This is a genomic window from Aminobacter sp. P4_H6_2 (assembly GCF_056400805.1).
The window spans coordinates 1-16,255 of record NZ_JBFUKO010000064.1 but is presented as its reverse complement, the minus strand read 5'-3'; the positions used below and the strand labels follow the sequence as shown (position 1 = coordinate 16,255).

Annotated in this window: 17 protein-coding genes; 7 read left to right on the top strand and 10 right to left on the bottom strand. The window is 62.6% G+C overall.

What is annotated here, in order from left to right; translation table 11 throughout:
* Window positions 1–112: 112 nt before the first annotated feature.
* Complete coding sequence (locus tag AC1DUU_RS07955) at window positions 113–559, bottom strand: peptidase associated/transthyretin-like domain-containing protein (protein WP_476782878.1); 447 nt, start codon at window positions 557–559, stop codon at window positions 113–115.
* A gap of 183 nt (window positions 560–742) precedes the next feature.
* Between AC1DUU_RS07955 and AC1DUU_RS07950 the strand changes: the two genes are divergently transcribed.
* The 4 genes from AC1DUU_RS07950 (at window position 743) to AC1DUU_RS07935 (ending at window position 5,966) form a co-directional block, all read left to right on the top strand.
* A complete protein-coding gene (locus tag AC1DUU_RS07950; RefSeq protein WP_476782877.1) occupies window positions 743–1,819 on the top strand; it encodes a CobW family GTP-binding protein in 1,077 nt (358 codons plus the stop codon).
* A 187-nt stretch (window positions 1,820–2,006) separates the two neighbouring features.
* On the top strand, window positions 2,007–2,981 hold the full coding sequence (locus tag AC1DUU_RS07945) for a WD40 repeat domain-containing protein (RefSeq protein WP_476782876.1): 975 nt from the start codon (window positions 2,007–2,009) through the stop codon (window positions 2,979–2,981).
* A gap of 180 nt (window positions 2,982–3,161) precedes the next feature.
* On the top strand, window positions 3,162–4,547 hold the full coding sequence (locus AC1DUU_RS07940; protein WP_476782875.1) for an aspartate aminotransferase family protein: 1,386 nt from the start codon (window positions 3,162–3,164) through the stop codon (window positions 4,545–4,547).
* 30 nt (window positions 4,548–4,577) lie between these two features.
* Window positions 4,578–5,966: a glutamine synthetase family protein gene (locus AC1DUU_RS07935; RefSeq protein ID WP_476782874.1), complete on the top strand. Its 1,389-nt coding sequence runs from the start codon at window positions 4,578–4,580 to the stop codon at window positions 5,964–5,966.
* Between the two features lie 15 nt (window positions 5,967–5,981).
* Here AC1DUU_RS07935 and AC1DUU_RS07930 read toward each other — a convergent pair whose 3' ends face one another.
* The 6 genes from AC1DUU_RS07930 to AC1DUU_RS07905 all read right to left on the bottom strand — a co-directional run bounded on the left by AC1DUU_RS07930 (window position 5,982) and on the right by AC1DUU_RS07905 (window position 11,321).
* The gene (locus AC1DUU_RS07930) at window positions 5,982–6,275 is read right to left on the bottom strand and encodes an addiction module antidote protein (protein ID WP_476782873.1); all 294 of its coding nucleotides are present in this window, start codon (window positions 6,273–6,275) and stop codon (window positions 5,982–5,984) included.
* Between the two features lie 3 nt (window positions 6,276–6,278).
* Complete coding sequence (locus tag AC1DUU_RS07925) at window positions 6,279–6,566, bottom strand: type II toxin-antitoxin system RelE/ParE family toxin (RefSeq protein WP_476782872.1); 288 nt, start codon at window positions 6,564–6,566, stop codon at window positions 6,279–6,281.
* A 104-nt stretch (window positions 6,567–6,670) separates the two neighbouring features.
* On the bottom strand, window positions 6,671–7,936 hold the full coding sequence (locus AC1DUU_RS07920) for a glycerate kinase type-2 family protein (protein ID WP_476782871.1): 1,266 nt from the start codon (window positions 7,934–7,936) through the stop codon (window positions 6,671–6,673).
* Window positions 7,937–8,104: 168 nt separating this feature from the next.
* A complete protein-coding gene (locus AC1DUU_RS07915; protein WP_476782870.1) occupies window positions 8,105–8,602 on the bottom strand; it encodes a heme-degrading domain-containing protein in 498 nt (165 codons plus the stop codon).
* Between the two features lie 60 nt (window positions 8,603–8,662).
* A complete protein-coding gene (guaD, locus tag AC1DUU_RS07910) occupies window positions 8,663–9,982 on the bottom strand; it encodes a guanine deaminase (protein WP_476782869.1) in 1,320 nt (439 codons plus the stop codon).
* Between the two features lie 118 nt (window positions 9,983–10,100).
* Entirely contained in the window at window positions 10,101–11,321 is a 1,221-nt protein-coding gene (locus AC1DUU_RS07905; protein WP_476782868.1) for a urate hydroxylase PuuD, read from the bottom strand.
* 147 nt (window positions 11,322–11,468) lie between these two features.
* Here AC1DUU_RS07905 and AC1DUU_RS07900 point away from each other — a divergent pair, with 147 nt between their 5' ends.
* Window positions 11,469–12,389: a LysR family transcriptional regulator gene (locus AC1DUU_RS07900; protein WP_476782867.1), complete on the top strand. Its 921-nt coding sequence runs from the start codon at window positions 11,469–11,471 to the stop codon at window positions 12,387–12,389.
* Window positions 12,390–12,416: 27 nt separating this feature from the next.
* Here AC1DUU_RS07900 and AC1DUU_RS07895 read toward each other — a convergent pair whose 3' ends face one another.
* Together AC1DUU_RS07895 and AC1DUU_RS07890 are read right to left on the bottom strand one after the other, a co-directional pair.
* Window positions 12,417–13,748: a serine hydrolase domain-containing protein gene (locus AC1DUU_RS07895; RefSeq protein ID WP_476782866.1), complete on the bottom strand. Its 1,332-nt coding sequence runs from the start codon at window positions 13,746–13,748 to the stop codon at window positions 12,417–12,419.
* A gap of 39 nt (window positions 13,749–13,787) precedes the next feature.
* Window positions 13,788–14,261 (bottom strand): SRPBCC family protein, encoded by a 474-nt coding sequence (locus tag AC1DUU_RS07890; protein ID WP_476782865.1) that lies wholly within the window; start codon window positions 14,259–14,261, stop codon window positions 13,788–13,790.
* 114 nt (window positions 14,262–14,375) lie between these two features.
* Between AC1DUU_RS07890 and AC1DUU_RS07885 the strand changes: the two genes are divergently transcribed.
* Window positions 14,376–14,888 (top strand): winged helix-turn-helix transcriptional regulator, encoded by a 513-nt coding sequence (locus AC1DUU_RS07885; protein WP_476782864.1) that lies wholly within the window; start codon window positions 14,376–14,378, stop codon window positions 14,886–14,888.
* A gap of 111 nt (window positions 14,889–14,999) precedes the next feature.
* Entirely contained in the window at window positions 15,000–15,488 is a 489-nt protein-coding gene (gene dps / locus AC1DUU_RS07880; protein WP_476782863.1) for a DNA starvation/stationary phase protection protein Dps, read from the top strand.
* 13 nt (window positions 15,489–15,501) lie between these two features.
* Here dps and xdhC read toward each other — a convergent pair.
* A partial coding sequence (gene xdhC / locus AC1DUU_RS07875) for a xanthine dehydrogenase accessory protein XdhC (protein WP_476782862.1) occupies window positions 15,502–16,255 on the bottom strand: 754 nt, incomplete at its 5' end.

The following is a 16,255-nucleotide window of genomic DNA, read 5'->3' as shown; positions in this document are numbered from 1 at the left end:
CGCTGAGATCGTCTGGAAAAAACATCTGGCCTGTCATGACAGAGCTTTCGCCGGGGAACGCCTTGAAATGGATGTGCGTGGTGCGGCCGCGATACCAGCCGGGATAGATGGTTCAGAAGGTAGAGATGAAGTTCTTGTCGGTACGCTGCCAGCCGCGCAGGAATTTTTCGCCTGTAGTGTCGACGTCACGGGTATCACCTTGTCCGGGATAACCCGAATAGTGCCCTTGGGCATCGCAATGCCAAACGTCGACGCGGGCGCCTTCGATCGGGCTGCAAGCCTCGTCGACGATCTGCAGGCGCACAGTCAGGCCAGCGCCTTTGCGTCCCTCGGTGATGTCGCTGCGCTCAAGCTCCGGGTCGAAATAATACGGACCTTCGGTCACTTCCGGCGTGATCGAGCAAACGCCGGCTTGCGGTATCAACAAGGCTCCGGATTGCGACGAGGCTTGCTGGGCGAACACCTGCGCAGGCACCAGCGCGCCACCACCCGCCGTCACCGCGATGAGGCCGAGCGCCCGGCGGCGGGTGAGATTGGCGCGGAACGGATCGTCCTGCATCGGCGCCCGGCTCCTGTATTGCTGGGTCGGTTGCCCCCCGGCCCGTCAATCTAGGCAGCGGCCTGCCGACTTCCTAATGAAATTTCGGTAATGTCGGGCAGGCGTATTCGTGATGACGTTTGAGACGTGCAAATGCGCCTGCGGCATCCTATATGGAGCCTCTATTCGATCCCGAGGACGACCATGACCGAAGCTCAGACCCAAATTCCCGTTACCGTGCTGACCGGCTATCTCGGTTCCGGCAAAACGACGCTTCTCAACCGCATCCTTTCTGAGAACCACGGCAAGCGTTATGCGGTCATCGTCAATGAATTCGGCGAGATCGGCATCGACAACGACCTGATCGTGGAATCCGATGAGGAAATCTACGAGATGAACAATGGCTGTGTCTGCTGCACGGTGCGCGGCGACCTGATCCGCGTTGTCGAGGGCCTGATGCGCCGTCCCGGCCGCTTCGATGCCATCATCGTCGAGACCACGGGCCTGGCCGACCCGGTGCCGGTAGCGCAGACGTTTTTCATGGACGAAGACGTGCGCTCCAAGACCAAGCTCGATGCGGTCGTCGCCCTAGTCGACGCCAAGCACCTGCCGCTGCGCCTCAAGGATTCGCGCGAGGCCGAGGACCAGATCGCTTTCGCCGACGTCGTCGTGCTCAACAAGACCGACCTGGTCAACGCTGACGAGCTGCGCGACGTCGAAGCCGCCATCCGCGCCATCAACCCATCCGCCAAAATCCACCGCACCACCCGTGCGGGCGTTCCGCTCGACCAGGTGCTCGACCGTGGCGCTTTCGACTTGAAGCGCGTTCTGGCCGACGATCCGCATTTCCTCGACGCGCATGATCACGACCACGATCACGCATGTGGCCCCGATTGCGGCCACGACCACCACCACCATGATCATGACCACCATCATCACGATCACGATCATCATGAGCATGGCGCGGTTTCGCCGATCCACGACGTGACCGTGCAGTCGGTGTCGCTGCGCGGCGGCGAGATGGACTCCAAGAAGTTCTTCCCCTGGATCGAAAAGATCACCCAGATGGAAGGCCCCAACATCCTGCGCCTCAAGGGCATCATCGCCATCAAGGACGATCCGGACCGCTACGTCATCCAGGGCGTCCACATGATCATCGAGGGCGACCACCAGCGCGCCTGGAAGGACGACGAGAAGCACGAGAGCCGGCTGGTGTTCATCGGCCGCGAACTCGACGCCGAACGGCTGAAGCGTAGTTTTGAGGCCTGTCAGGCGGCTTAAGCCCGCCGACGTATTCACAGAATACCCTGCCCCCCTCATCCGAACCCTGAGTTTATCGAAGGGCCTGCACCTTCTCTCCGTACGCGGGGAGAAGGGACAAGCTGGAACGTCGACGCCCCCCTCGCTCCGTTTACGGGGAGAGGGTAAGGGTGAGGGGCAGCATAAATCTCGAATGGAATAGTCTCTTATGCCGACAGTCGCCCCGCTTGATCTCGACGGACATTGCGTCACCGCCGCTTTCCTCAATGACATTCCGTTCTTCGCGCTCGCCGACGGCATGGTGCATTGGCTCGATCACGGCCAGAAGTCGGTCAAGCTGCATGACGGCCTGCTGTCAGCTACCACCACCGCCAAGAACGACCTGATGATCTCAGGCGGCGAAGACGGCAAGGTGATGTCGCTGGCCTCGTCGGGTGCGACAGAAGAACTCGCCAGCATCGGCAAGAAGTGGGTCACCTCCATCGCCACCGGCCCGCAAGGCGCTGTCGCCTATGCCAGCGGGCGTAGCGCCTGGGTGCGCTTCGCCGACGGCAAGGCCAAGGAGTTTTCGCACCCGCGTTCGGTCGAGGGCATCGCCTTTTCGCCGAAGGGCATGCGCATCGGCATTGCCCGCTACAACGGCGCGACGCTGCATTTCCCGGCTGCCGAAGGCAAGCCGGTGGAGCTTGAATGGGCTGGGGCGCATACCGGCGTGACATTTTCGCCAGATGGCGCCTTCCTCGTGACCACCATGCAGGAAAACGCCTTGCATGGCTGGAAACTGGTTGATGCCAAGCACATGCGCATGACCGGCTATCCCGCCAAGGTGAAGAGCCTGTCGTGGAGCGCCAAGGGCAAGTGGCTGGCAAGCTCCGGCGCACCCGCCGCGATCGTGTGGCCCTTCGTCGGCAAGGACGGCCCAATGGGCAAGGCCCCGCTCGAACTCGGGACGCGCGGCAACTCAATGGTGACCTCGGTCGCCTGCCATCCAAGCGAGGACATCRTCGCCATCGGTTATGAAGACGGCATGGTGATGGCCGTGCGTTTCGCCGACGCCAAGGAGGTGCTGCTGCGCCGCCCCGGCAAGGGCGCGATCACCTCGATGGCCTGGGACAAGGAAGAACGCCGCATCGCCTTCGGCAGTGCTGCCGGCGACTGCGGCGTCATCGATATCGCCGGCTGAGCTTAACCTACGCGCGCTGCGCTGGATGGCTTGCGCCGCAGCGACCGCGCCAGCCGCAAGCTCCAGCGCCTGCACGACCGGCCCATTTGCTGTTCCTGCGCCAATCGACGCCCCGCGAACGGCCAATTGAAGTTTCAGCAGCCGACTGGCTAGAGTGGCCCCTGCTATCATTCGGGAGCCATGATGAACCGCATCGAACGACCTGAAGCCAGCGAAGGCGGCGTGCCCCTGTCGCGCATATCGGAGCTTGCGGCGACCGAGGCCGAGATCTTTCGCCAGGCGCGGCCGAAATCGCAAGCCGCACTCGGCAATGGTGTCGCTGGGTTCTTCGGTGGCGTGCCGATGCACTGGATGAACGACTGGCCGACACCGTTCCCGATCCTCGTCGACAAGGCGAGCGGTGCCACCATCACCGACATCGACGGCAACAGGCTCGCCGATTTCTGCCTCGGCGACACTGGGTCGATGTTCGGTCACTCCCCTGCCCCGGTTGCGCGCGCCATTCGTCGGCAGGCCGGACGAGGGCTGACTTACATGCTGCCGTCGGAAGATTCGCTGACGCTTGGCTTGCTTTTGTCCGAGCGCTTCGGCCTGCCTCACTGGCAGATCGCCACCACCGCCACCGACGCCAATCGCTTCGCCTTGCGTGTGGCCCGCGCGGTGACCAGCCGCGACAAAATTCTGGTCTTCAACGGCTGCTACCATGGGGCTGTCGACGAAACGATGGTGCGGCTGAAGGACGGCAAACCGGTCAACCGGCCGGGCCTCGCTGGCGAGTTCCGCGACCTCACCGCACGCACCCGCATCGTCGAATTCAACGACCTGCCGGCTCTTGAAGCCGAACTTGCCCATGGCGATGTCGCCTGCGTGATCACCGAACCGGTATTGACCAATAGCTGCATGGTTCTGCCCGACCCTGGCTTCCTCGAAGGCGTGCGCAAGCTGACGCGCAAGGCCGGCACGCTGCTGCTGATCGACGAGACACACACCATCTCAACCGGCCCCGGCGGCTACACCAAGAAGCACGGCCTCGAGCCCGACCTGTTCGTGCTCGGCAAGCCTGTCGCCGGCGGCGTGCCGGCGAGTGTCTGGGGCATGAGCGAGGACGTCGCGGTCCGCTACGCCGACTACAACAGGACCAAGGAGCCGGGCTATTCCGGCATGGGCACCACACTGTCGGCCAATCCTCTCCAGTTCGCGGCGATGCGCGCTGCCCTCGAAGAGGTGATGACCGAGGAAAACTACACCCACATGGAGAAGCTGGCAGACCGGCTGGCGTCCGGCCTCGACAAGGCCATCCGCAAGCACAAGCTGCCTTGGCATGTCATGCGCGTTGGCGCCCGGGTCGAGTTCATCTGCGCGCCGGGACCTTTGCGCAACGGCGGCGAGGCTGAGACGGCGCACGCCTCTCGGCTTGAAGCAGCAGTGCATGTAGCGCTGGTCAATCGCGGTGTGCTGATCGCGCCGTTCCACAACATGATGCTGGTTTCGCCTGATACATCGGCGCGGCAGGTCGACAGGCTGGTTGCGGCTTTCGGCGATATTGCCGCCACGCTTTCGGCGTGAGACAAGGCATCAGGACAATTGAGTAAGATCATGACATCTCCTTCCGGCTCGACCATCGACGAGGCCAGAGCCTTCCTCGACGCCAATCCCGACATCGAAGCCTTCGACATCGTCTTGACCGACGCCAATGGCGTGGGCCGCGGCAAGATCATCCGCCGCCATGAACTGATAGGCCTCTACGAAGGTGGCCGGCATTTGCCGATCTCCATCCTTGGCCTGGACATAACAGGCGAGGACGTCCACGAAACCGGGTTGATCTGGGATTCCGGCGACGGCGACCTCAGGGCCTGGCCAATTCCAGGCACGCTGAAGCCGCTTTATGGCACGAGCCCGGCGCGTGGCCAGTTGCTGATGTCGATGTATCATCTCGACGGCGCGCCGATGACCTCGGACCCCAGGCTGGCGCTGCAGCGCCAGGTCGACCGGCTGGCCGAAAAGGGCCTGTATCCAGCAGGCGCCTTCGAGCTCGAATTTTTCCTTCTGTCCAACGAACGCGACGGYGACGGCAAGGTCCAGCCGGCACGCGCGGTGCTCGACGGCMGTGCTTCGGGCAAGACGGAGGTCTATTCGGTCGACCATCTGCACGGCATGGAGCCGCTGTTCTCCGACATCTACGCCGCAGCCAAGCTGCAGGGCATTCCGGCCGAGACGGTGATCTCCGAATATGCGCCGGGCCAATACGAACTGACGCTACGCTACCGCAAGGATGTGATGCAGGCGGCCGACGACCTGATCATGCTCAAGCGCATCGTCCGCGCCCAGGCGCGCCGACACGGCGTCACCGCCTGTTTCATGGCCAAGCCGATCGAAAAATATGCCGGCTCTGGCATGCATTTCCACGCCTCGCTGCTCGACAAGGACGGCAACAACGTCTTCACCGAAGCCAAGGAAGGCGAGTGGCAGCCGAAGCTTCTGCACGCGCTCGGCGGTCTCGCCGCGACCATGGCGGAATCGATGCTGGTATTCGCACCGCACGCCAATTCGTGGCGCCGTTTCGTGTCGCAATCCTACGCGCCGGTGGCCCCCACCTGGGGCGTCAACAACCGCTCGGTGGCGCTGCGCGTGCCGGCGGGCGACACCAGGAACCGCCGCATCGAGCACCGCCCCTCGGGCGTCGACGCCAACCCCTATCTGGTGGCAGCGACCATTCTCGCCGGCATTTCGAAGGGGCTGGATGAAAAGCTGGACCCCGGCCCCGAGACGACAGGCAATGGTTACGAGCAGGCGGCGGGCACGAACGGAGTGATGCCGGCCGACTGGCGCACCGCGATCGAAGCGGCAAAAGCGTCTGAATTCCTGCGCGAGGCGCTGGGCCACGATCTCCACCGCACCTTCACGGCGATCAAGGAAGCCGAATATTTCCGCGTCGCTCGTACGGTGAGCGAGTTGGATTATCATCTCTATCTGCACGAGGTGTAGAGCGGCCGAAGAAGATCAGGGCTTTACCGCAGGATGGACCGTGACGGTCAGGCCGAGACTCCTGACGACGCCAAGGAGAGTCGTCAGTCGCGGATCGCCTTCGGCGCTGAGAGCCTTGTACAGCCCCTCTCGCGTTACTCCGGCGTCCTTTGCAACCTGGCTCATTCCGCGAGCGCGCGCCACGACACCCAGTGCGCGCGCAATGTAGCCGGCGTCGCCTGTTTCGAAAGCATCAGTGAGCAGCTCGGCCTGCGATTCAGGTGTATCGAGATACGCCGCAGCATCGAAAGGAGTTGTCTTGAGAGACATGACTTACACCTCTTTTGCCATTTCCAGCGCCTGCTTGATATCTCGACCTTGAGTGGACTTGTCGCCTCCACTCAGCAGGATGATCACCACTCTTCCGCGCTGTACGAAATAGACGCGATAGCCTGGCCCCATATCGACGCGCAATTCGCCAATACCGTCGAAGAATTTCACGTCGCCAAAGAGCCCAGCTTCGAGCCGGACAATGCGCTGGGCGATCTTGCGCCGGGCCACCAAATCCCGAAGCCCATCAAACCATTCTCGAAATGTGTCGGTCTGACGGACCTCGAACATGCGTGAACTATAGTTCACACCATTCAATAAATCAAGACCACCGTGAACGTCAGGTCCCGGTGGTCTGCAGTCCCACCATGTCAACTGTTTTGCACGGGGACAGCCTACCTCACCAGAATAGCCCTGAGATCATTGACATTCGTGCCCGTAGGTCCCGGCACGAACAGATCGCCGACGGCGTTAAATGCGGTCCACGCATTGTTGCCAGCGAGCATCGCCTTGGCGTCGACGCTGGCGGCCCGCATACGCGCGACCGTCGTAGCGTCGGCGAAGGCGCCGGCATTGTCTTCGGAACCGTCGATGCCGTCGGTATCGGCAGCAAGCGCGTCGATACCGGCCACACCGTCGATGCCGATGGCGAAGGCGAGCAGGAATTCGCTGTTTCGCCCGCCCTTGCCTTTTGCACGCAGCGTCACCGTCGTCTCGCCGCCGGACAGAATCAGCACCGGCTTCTTGAAGGGACGGTTGCGCATGGCGACTTCGCGGGCGATCGCCGCATGTACGCCGCCGACCTCGCGCGCCTCGCCCTCGATGGCATCGGACAAGATGACGGTTTCGACGCCCAGCCGGCGCGCCGCATCCGCTGCCGCGTCGAGCGACACAGCCGCCGAAGCGATGACATGGACCTCGTTGCGGGCGAAGCGCTTGTCATCCGGCCCTGGCGCGTCGGCATCCACCGAGTTGATGTGCGCCATGACATTGGCCGGCAGCGCGATGCGGTAGGTTTCGATCAGCCTGAGCGCGTCCGCGCGTGACGCTTCATCCGGCACGGTCGGCCCGGAAGCAACCAGTGCTGGATTGTCGCCGGGAATGTCGGAGACGACGAGAGAGACGACGCGCGCCGGATGGGCAGCGGCGGCGAGCCTGCCGCCCTTGATCGTCGAGATGTGCTTGCGAATGGTGTTCATCGCCGAAATCGGCGCGCCGGAGGCAAGCAGCGCCTCGTTGACGGCGATCTCGTCGGCAAGCGTCAGGCTGCCGGCCGGCGACGGCAGCAATGCCGAGCCGCCACCCGAAACCAGCGCCACGACGAGGTCGTCTTCGGTGAGGCCGGACACGGTCTGGAGCAGCAGCTTGGAGGCTTCGAGGCCGTTGGCATCGGGCACCGGATGCGACGCCTCGATGATCTTGATACGCTCGCAAGGTGCGGCAAAGCCGTAGCGGGTGACGACGACGCCCTCGAGCGGTGCGTCCCAGGCCTTTTCGAAAGCGGCAGCCATCTGCGCCGAACCCTTGCCCGCACCAATGACGATGGTGCGCCCTTTGGGCTTTTCCGGCAGATGGCGGCGGATTGTGAGTTCTGGATCGGCTGCCGCGACAGCGGCCTCGAAGATGCTAATGAGGAAGCGTCTAGGTTCGAAAGTGGTCATCCGGGCACTCGCTATACGCTTTGCTTTCATGTCGCTCGGCCCCTCAWCCCCCTGCCGGGACCTTCTCCCCGKGAAGTACGGGGAGAAGGGACAAGCGGCAACAACTACGCCCCCWCTCCCCGTCCTTACGGGGAGAGGGTAAGGGTGAGGGGCAGCGCCATGCTCAAATCATGCCGGCCCGAGCGCGAGTTCTTGCCGGTCGATGCCGAGATAATCGCAGACTGCGGCGACAACCACCTCGTGATCCTGCCGCTCAGGTAGCCCCGAAACGGCGATGGCGCCGACGACGCCCACACCCTTCACACGGATCGGAAAACCACCGCCGGCCAGCACATAGTCCTCGATCGGCAGCGCGTCGCCGACCGGAAAGGTGCGGTCCTCGCGCGCCTTCTGCAGCACCATGCGGTAGCTGCTGCGGTGGAACATCTTGACGACGTTGACCTTGCGGCGTGCCCACTCAGTGTTGTTGACCGTCGAGCCCGGCAGCGCGCAGTAAAACAACGCGCGATCCCACAGGCGAATGTCGACGATGATGGGGAGGTTTTCAGCCAGCCCGCGCGTGCGGATCAAGGAGCCTATGTCGAAGGCTGCGGCTTCGTCGAAGCCTTCGAAGACAAGACGCGCCTCCTGCTCGGCGATCTTCTTGATATCTTCGGCTGCTGCCATTGTCCGCTCCTCTCCCTGCGTCCACGGCTCACATGGCAGACGCGGGCGAATGACGCAAGGTCATGCGGCCTGATCCATTGTCGTCTTGGCAGCCCTTCCCGCGACATAGACCTCGACCACGGCGCGGTCGTCGCCGAGCGTTTGGAGCAGGAACAGCTCTTCGGCCAGCGTCCCGGCACGCTCCATGCGAAGCCGCATGCCTGGCGTGGCGCGGGCATTGAGTACCACGATGTCGGCATCGGTTCCGACCTCGAGCGTTCCCACCTTGTCGGAGATCGACAGTGCTTCGGCGTTGCCGCGCGTCAACTGCCAGTAAGAGGCCAGCGGATTGAGCTTCTCGCCATTGAGGGCGATGACCTTGTAGGCCTCGTCCATGGTGCGCAGCATCGAATAGCTGGTGCCGCCGCCGACATCGGTGGCGATGGCGATCCTGAGCGGCTTGTCGCGCCGGCGATAGCGCTGGTAGTCGAACAGGCCTGAGCCAAGGAAGAGGTTCGACGTCGGACAGAACACGGCGATCGAGCCATGGTCGGAAATCGCGTCGGACTCGCGCTCGCCCAGATGGATGCAGTGGCCCAGAAGCGTGCGGTTGCCGAGCAAACCGTAATGTTCGTAGACGTCGGTGTAGTCGCGCGACCAGGGATAGAGCTCCTGGGTGAAGGCGATCTCGGCGTGATTTTCCGACAGATGCGTCTGGATGTGCAGGTCGGGATGTTCTCGTGCCAGTTGCCCGGCCATTTCCATCTGCTCGGGCGTCGACGTGATGGCAAAGCGTGGCGTGATGGCGACGTGCTGCCGGCCCTTGCCATGCCATTCCGTTATCAGCGCCTTGGTGTCGTCATAGCTCGTCTGCGGCGTATCCAGCACGCCATCGGGCGCGTTGCKGTCCATCATTACCTTGCCGGCGATGTTGAGCATGTTGCGCTCGTGCGATTCAGCGAAGAAGGCCTCGGCCGACTGCTTGTGCACCGAGCAATAGGCGGCAACCGTGGTTGTGCCCTGGCGCGTCATCTCGTCGAGGAACAGGCGCGCGATGCGGCGGCCATGCTGGGCGTCGATGAACCGTGTTTCCTCGGGGAAAGTGTACTTGTTCAGCCACTCCAGCAGCTCGGCGCCGTAAGCCGCGATGATCTGCATCTGCGGGATGTGGACATGCGCATCGATGAAGCCAGGCAAGATGAGATGTGGGCGATGATCGACGACCGCAACGCCACTGCCAGCCTGGGCCGCAACCTGGGTATAGGCGCCAACGGCAGCGATCTTGCCGTCGCGCATCAGCACCGCGCCGTCTTCCTCGTAGACATAGGAGGCATGATCGTCGGCGCTGTCGGGCCAGCGCAGGAAGGACAATGTACGGCCGCGAAGAAGTGTTGTGGTCATGATTGAACTCTACAAGCTTTTTCCGACGCAGCGAAATCGCGGTTGGATCACCGCGCGTCAATGGGGACGCGCAGAAGAGGCGCCCAGAACCTTCAATCTGCGTGTCGTATTCCGCTCGCTACTTGCGAGCCTGTTCGTACCAGGAAACCAGCAATGCGCGCTCTTCCGGCGTGATCTGGGTGACGTTGCCGGGCGGCATGGCATGGCTGCGGCCAGCCTGGAGATAGATCTCGCGGGCATGCTGGGCAATCGCGTTGTCGGTCTCCAGCATCACGCCCTTGGGCGCGTGGTAGATGCCTTCATAGGACGGCTCGTTGGCGTGGCACATGGCGCAGCGGCCAAGTACCGTGTCGCGTACCTTCGGGAACTGGGCCGAGGCGACGAAGGGCGCTGTCGTGACCGAGGCATTCTTGTCCTCGCCGGTCAGCACCTTCGGCACCGTCGACAGCCACATGATGACGATGAACAGCAAGCCGGCGACGAACCAGGTCCAGTGCGGGTTGCCCGCGCGCTTGTGGATCGTGTTGAAGTAGTGGCGGATCAGCACGCCGATGATGAAGATCAGCGCGGCGATGACCCAGTTGAACTCTGTGCCGAATGCCAGAGGATAGTGGTTCGACAGCATCAGGAACACGACGGGCAGCGTCAGGTAATTATTGTGGGTCGAACGCGTCTTGGCGATCTTGCCGTATTTCGGGTCCGGCTTGCGGCCGGCAATCAGGTCGGCGACGACGATCTTCTGGTTGGGAATGATGGTGATGAAGACGTTGGCCGACATGATGGTCGCGGTGAACGCGCCGAGATGCAGGAAGGCGGCGCGCCCAGTGAACAGCTGCGTGTAGCCCCAGCTCATGAACACCACGATGGCATAGAGGATGATCATCAACAGCGTGTCGTGGTCGCCGAGCTTCGACTTGCAAAGCTGGTCGTAGATCACCCAGCCAAGACCGATCGAAGCGAGCGAGATGCCGATGGCGACCGGTGCCGAGACGTCGAGCACGTTGCGGTCGATCAAAAAAAGTTCGGCGCCGCCATAGTAGACGAGGCAGAGCAGCGCGAAGCCCGACAGCCAGGTGGCGTAGGATTCCCATTTGAACCAGGTCAGATGCTCCGGCATCTGGGCCGGCGCCACCAGGTATTTCTGGATGTGGTAGAAGCCGCCGCCGTGGACCTGCCACTCCTCGCCATGGGCGCCGACAGGCAGGCCGGCATGCTTCCTCAGTCCAAGGTCCAGCGCGATGAAGTAGAAGGACGAGCCGATCCAGGCCATGGCGGTGATGACATGCAGCCACCGCACGGCGAAGCTCGCCCATTCCATAAAAAACGCCAAGTCGTACATCCGCCGTCCCTTTTCCGCACCAGCAGCGATCTTACGATGCCCCATGCATTGGGGAAGTGAAAGGATTCGCGATGACTTTCAAAAAAATCTGGAAAATACTACCGTATCGCGGCACGGCATAAGCCGGCTAGGGAACCCTCGGCACGCATGGCTTATCTCGACAACATCGCCGTCTTCGTTCGCGTCGTGGAACTCGGCAATCTTTCTGCCGCGGGTCGCGATATGCGCATTTCCCCGGCAGTCGCTTCCAACCGCATCAAGGAGTTGGAAAAGCACTTGGGCGTGCGGCTGTTCAACCGTACCACTCGGCAGCTGATGGCGACCGAGCATGGCAACGTGTTTTATTCCGGCGCCAAGCAGGTGTTGGAAGCCATCACCGAGGCGGAAGCTGCGGTTTCAGCGCTTTCCGGCCAGCCGCGCGGCACCATCCGCGTCACTGCCCCACTCGGGCTTGGCCGTAGGCTCGTCGCCTCCGGCATCCCCGAATTCCACGACAAATACCCCGATATCGAGGTCAGGCTCAGGCTTTCGGACCACAATGTCGATATCCTCAAGGAAGGCATCGACGTCGCCTTCAGGCTCGGCCTGATCGAGGATTCGAGCCTCAGGATGCGCGGCATCCTGGAGTGCGAGCGTGTGCTCGTTGCGGCACCCAAATATCTCGAAAAGCGCGGCGAACCGGAAAGTCCCAGCGATCTGATCGGCAAGAAGCACGATTGCCTGATGCTGCGATATCCCGGCTCGCGAGAATATTTCTGGACGCTGGAGACCCCCGCAGGGCCGACAAAATTCGAGGTCCACGGACCGTTTGATTCGGACGACGGCGACGTGCTGACCGGCTGGGCGCTGAGCGGGCGCGGTATCATCAACAAGCCGCGCTTCGAGGTCGAGCCCTTCATCCGCGACCAGCGGCTGAAGATCATCCTGGCGCAGACACCGCCGACCCCGGTGCAGTTTGCCGCCGTCTATCCTCACAAGAAGCTGCAGGACCCGAAGGTCCGGCTGCTGCTCGACTTCATGGCGGAGCGCTGCCACAAGCTGATCAAGGACATTCTGGCCGGCAAGTGAGGCCGGCGAGGAAGTGAGGCTTGCGCCTCACCCCTCTATGGCCTGGTAGGCGGAGGTCCAGAAGTCGACGAAGTGCTTCGGCGCTTGGGGTGAATCCATCATGCGCTGGGTCAGAAGCACACCTGCAAGTCCCTCGGTGGGATCAGCGTAAGCAGACGTTCCGTAGCCGCCATCCCAGCCGAAACGACCCGGCGTGAGCCACAGATCGTCGCGCCGGATGGCGACCGCCATGCCGAGCCCCCAACTGGTGCTGTCGTTGAAGAACATCTTCGCACCAGCCTTCTGCTCCGGTGTCAGGTGATCCATGGTCATCAGCTCGACCGAGGCGCGCGACAGGATACGCTCGTTGCCGAGCTTGCCCTTGCCGAGCATCATCCGCTGGAAGGCGAGGTAGTCGTCGGCGGTCGAGACCAGCCCGCCCGCGCCTGATTCGAAGGTCGCGGGCTTGGCAAACAAGCCGCCCTTGGCTTCATCGTGCACGCCGAGCTTGCCGGTCTGGAAGTCCCTGGAATAGGCGGTGGCAAGCCGGTCGACCTTGTCGGCCGGCACGGAAAACCCGGTATCCTTCATGCCGAGCGGCCCGAAGATGCGCTCCTGCATGAACACCGACAGCGGCTGACCGGCGGCACGCGAGATCAGCACGCCGGCAACGTCGAGACTGGTGTGGTAGAGCCAACCTTCGCCGGGCTGGTGGATGAGCGGCAGGCTGCCGATGCGCTTCATGTAATCGTCGGGCGAGCCGCTGAAGGTATCGGCGCTGGGGGCCACATCAGCTTCTTCCATGGCGTGCTGAACGGGATAGCGGATCGGGTAGACCATGATGGCGCCGAGCCCGAAGCGCAGGGTGAGCAGATCGCGCAGCGTGATCGGGCGGCTGGCGGGCACTGTGTCGGTGAGCGAACCGTCGATCGCTTTCAGCACTTTGCGGTTCGCCAGTTCCGGCAGCCATTTGTCGACAGGATCGTCGAGCCTGAGGCGGCTTTCTTCGACCAGAACCATCGCGGCGGTTGCGGTGACCGGCTTGGTCAGCGACGCAATGCGGAAGATGCTGTCGCGCCGCATCGGCGCTGCACCGTCGAGCGCAAGCTTGCCCGCCGCCTCGACATGGGTTTCGCCATTGCGGCTGACCGCCCAGACGAGCCCCGGCACATCGCCACGGTCGACATGGCCGGCCATGACCTTGCGCATCCGCTCGAGCCGGTCAGGTGCGAAATTTCCCGTGCTCATCGCCGTGCTCCCTATCGTTGAAGTGCTGGTCGAAATCTCCGGTGCCTGAGCGCCGACGCTTTTCGGCGCCAACAGGGCTGCCGACAGTGCCGCGCCTTTCATCATACTGCGCCGGTCCAATCCTGCAGACATGGGCATAATGGCCTCCCAGAATGGTCATTTCGTCGTCGGCTACGCTACGGTCGGGACCTTCTCGACTTCGGCAGCCAGGGTTTCGAGCAGTTCCCTGCAGCCGGTCTCACGGTCAGCGGAGCCGTCCTGCCCGTCGAGGAACGAATCCTGCTCGGTATAGAATAGCCTTGTGCCGCTGCCTTCAGGCTTGAACTCGATGGTAGCGAGCGAAGCGGAAAAACGCGCGCCGGCAAGTGCCATGACATAGGCGATGACGATGCGTTGGTCGGTGACGATGTCGAGATAGGTCGTGTCGTTGGAAATCTCGGGGCCGCCCTGGAAGCGGAACCGGCTGCGTTCAAAGCCGCCAACGCGAAAATCAACTGAAAATTCGTCGACCTGCCAGCCTTCGCCCTCGGCGAACCAGCGGCGTTTGCGCTCGGCATTGGAAAAGGCGGCGAAAACTTCCGCCGGCGATGCGGCGTAAAGTCGGTCGATGCTGAAACTGGTGTGAACTGCTGCCATTGCGGTCATTTCTCACTCCATCGGAAAGGCTGCGAACCATATTGCAACTGGTTGCGTAAACTAACCAGTTGTACATTATGCAAACTGATTTTATATTGCAACTGGTTTTTTGGAGACATTTGCATGAACCAGACTCACCGGTCGGGCTGTCCGATCAACCTCACCCTTGAGGTCGTCGGCGACAAATGGAGCCTGATCGTCCTGCGCGACATGATGTTCGGCAACCGCCGCCATTTCCGCGAATTGCTGACCCAGTCCCAGGAGGGCATCGCCTCCAACATCCTCGCCGACCGGCTGAAGCGCCTGCTTGACGATGGGTTGATCACCAAGGCGGACGACCCCAGCCACAAGCAAAAGGCGATTTACAGCCTGACCGAGATGGCGATCGAACTATTGCCGGTGTTCGCGCAGATCGGCGCCTGGGGCCGCAAATGGCTGCCTGTCAGCGAAGAACTCAGCATCCGCGCCGAGTTGCTGGAAAAGGGCGGGCCCGAAATGTGGGACCGCTTCATGGAAGAGCTGCGCGCGGAGCATCTGGCCGCGCCCCTGCCCGCCAAAGCCGGGCGCATTCCGGTTCGCGCCGAGCTGCAGGCAGCCTATCTGGCGGTCGTGGCGCGCAATGCAGCCACTGGATGACACCTTGACGCAGCCGGCAGATCGGAACGGATAATGTCGTCTGGCTGTTGTAGCCTGCATGCGCCGCCGGTTCTTGATGGGCGGCGCGAACATCCGATCAAGGAGTAGCCGATGACATCTCACCCGACGCGCAACGATCTCAAGTCCAACGCCAAGAAGGTTTCGATCGAACTCCTCAACGCACGCCTCGCTGATGCGATCGACCTGGCACTGCTCACCAAGCAGGCACACTGGAACGTCAAGGGTCCGCAGTTCATCGCCATCCATGAGATGCTGGACGGGTTCCGCGCCGAGCTCGACACCCATGTCGACACCATAGCCGAGCGCGCCGTGCAACTTGGCGGCACGGCGCTTGGCACCACCCAGGTGGTGGCGGACGCAAGTAAGGTGAAGGCCTATCCGACCGACATCTTCAAGACCAGGGACCACATTGAAGCGCTGATCGACCGCTATGCCGAAGTGGCAAAGACAGTACGTCAGGCGATCGATGAGGCCGGCGAAGCAGGCGACGCCGACACCGCAGACATCTTCACCGCCTATTCCAGGGCGCTCGACAAGTCGCTCTGGTTCCTTGAGGCGCACATCCAGGAAAACGCCTAAGCGCTGAACTGCATCAGGCCGCGCTGGACACCAGCGCGGTCATGATCTCGGCAGCGGCAAGTGCCGCAATCACGGCGGGACGCTTGTCTTTCACGGCGTCGCCGCCGATCGGGCAGACGAGCCGGGCATAGCCACCCTCGCTGCCGCCTGCGGTCTTCAGGAACCAGCTCCTGAACGTCGCCTTCTTGGTCTTCGAACCGATCATGCCGACATAAGCCGCGTCTTCGCGCTTCAAGGCTTCGCCGACGATCAGGAAATCGAGCGCGTGGTCATGAGTCAGCACGACAAAGGCTGCACCCTCAGGCGCCTCGCGCACCATCTCCTCAGGCATTGGCGTGAGCCGCGTGACGACGGTGTCGGGCATGCCTTCGAGCGCGTCGGCGCGGGTTTCCACGACCACGACATTGATCGGCAAAAACGAAAAGGCCGAAGCCAGCGCMTGGCCGACATGGCCGCCGCCRAAGAYATAGACATGCGGCCGTGCAGCGTCCGAGACCTCGGCTGTGGCAAGCAGGTCGGCGCGCATTGCTTCGTCGACGTTTCTGATGGCGATCTCGACACGCCCGCCGCAGCACTGGCCGATCTCGGGGCCGAGCGGGATATCGAGAGTAATGTTCTGGTCGGCGCCGTCGAGTAGCCCCTCATCCCCCTGCCGGGACCTTCTCCCCGTAAACGGGGAGAAGGGGGCTGGCGCCAACGTCGATGCCCCCCTCTCCCCGTCGTCCACGGGGAGAGGGTAAGGGTGGGGGGCAGCACTGAGCATCGCC

Excerpts from the sequence above, each read along its gene's own strand:
- AC1DUU_RS07895 (WP_476782866.1), bottom strand. The coding sequence starts at position 13,748 with ATGTCTGCAGGATTGGACCGGCGCAGTATGATGAAAGGCGCGGCACTG.
- AC1DUU_RS07955 (WP_476782878.1), bottom strand. The coding sequence starts at position 559 with ATGCAGGACGATCCGTTCCGCGCCAATCTCACCCGCCGCCGGGCGCTC.
- dps (WP_476782863.1), top strand. The coding sequence starts at position 15,000 with ATGACATCTCACCCGACGCGCAACGATCTCAAGTCCAACGCCAAGAAG.
- AC1DUU_RS07920 (WP_476782871.1), bottom strand. The coding sequence starts at position 7,936 with ATGACCACTTTCGAACCTAGACGCTTCCTCATTAGCATCTTCGAGGCC.
- AC1DUU_RS07900 (WP_476782867.1), top strand. The coding sequence starts at position 11,469 with ATGGCTTATCTCGACAACATCGCCGTCTTCGTTCGCGTCGTGGAACTC.
- AC1DUU_RS07915 (WP_476782870.1), bottom strand. The coding sequence starts at position 8,602 with ATGGCAGCAGCCGAAGATATCAAGAAGATCGCCGAGCAGGAGGCGCGT.
- AC1DUU_RS07925 (WP_476782872.1), bottom strand. The coding sequence starts at position 6,566 with ATGTTCGAGGTCCGTCAGACCGACACATTTCGAGAATGGTTTGATGGG.
- AC1DUU_RS07930 (WP_476782873.1), bottom strand. The coding sequence starts at position 6,275 with ATGTCTCTCAAGACAACTCCTTTCGATGCTGCGGCGTATCTCGATACA.
- AC1DUU_RS07890 (WP_476782865.1), bottom strand. The coding sequence starts at position 14,261 with ATGACCGCAATGGCAGCAGTTCACACCAGTTTCAGCATCGACCGACTT.
- AC1DUU_RS07905 (WP_476782868.1), bottom strand. The coding sequence starts at position 11,321 with ATGTACGACTTGGCGTTTTTTATGGAATGGGCGAGCTTCGCCGTGCGG.
- AC1DUU_RS07885 (WP_476782864.1), top strand. The coding sequence starts at position 14,376 with ATGAACCAGACTCACCGGTCGGGCTGTCCGATCAACCTCACCCTTGAG.
- AC1DUU_RS07940 (WP_476782875.1), top strand. The coding sequence starts at position 3,162 with ATGATGAACCGCATCGAACGACCTGAAGCCAGCGAAGGCGGCGTGCCC.
- AC1DUU_RS07950 (WP_476782877.1), top strand. The coding sequence starts at position 743 with ATGACCGAAGCTCAGACCCAAATTCCCGTTACCGTGCTGACCGGCTAT.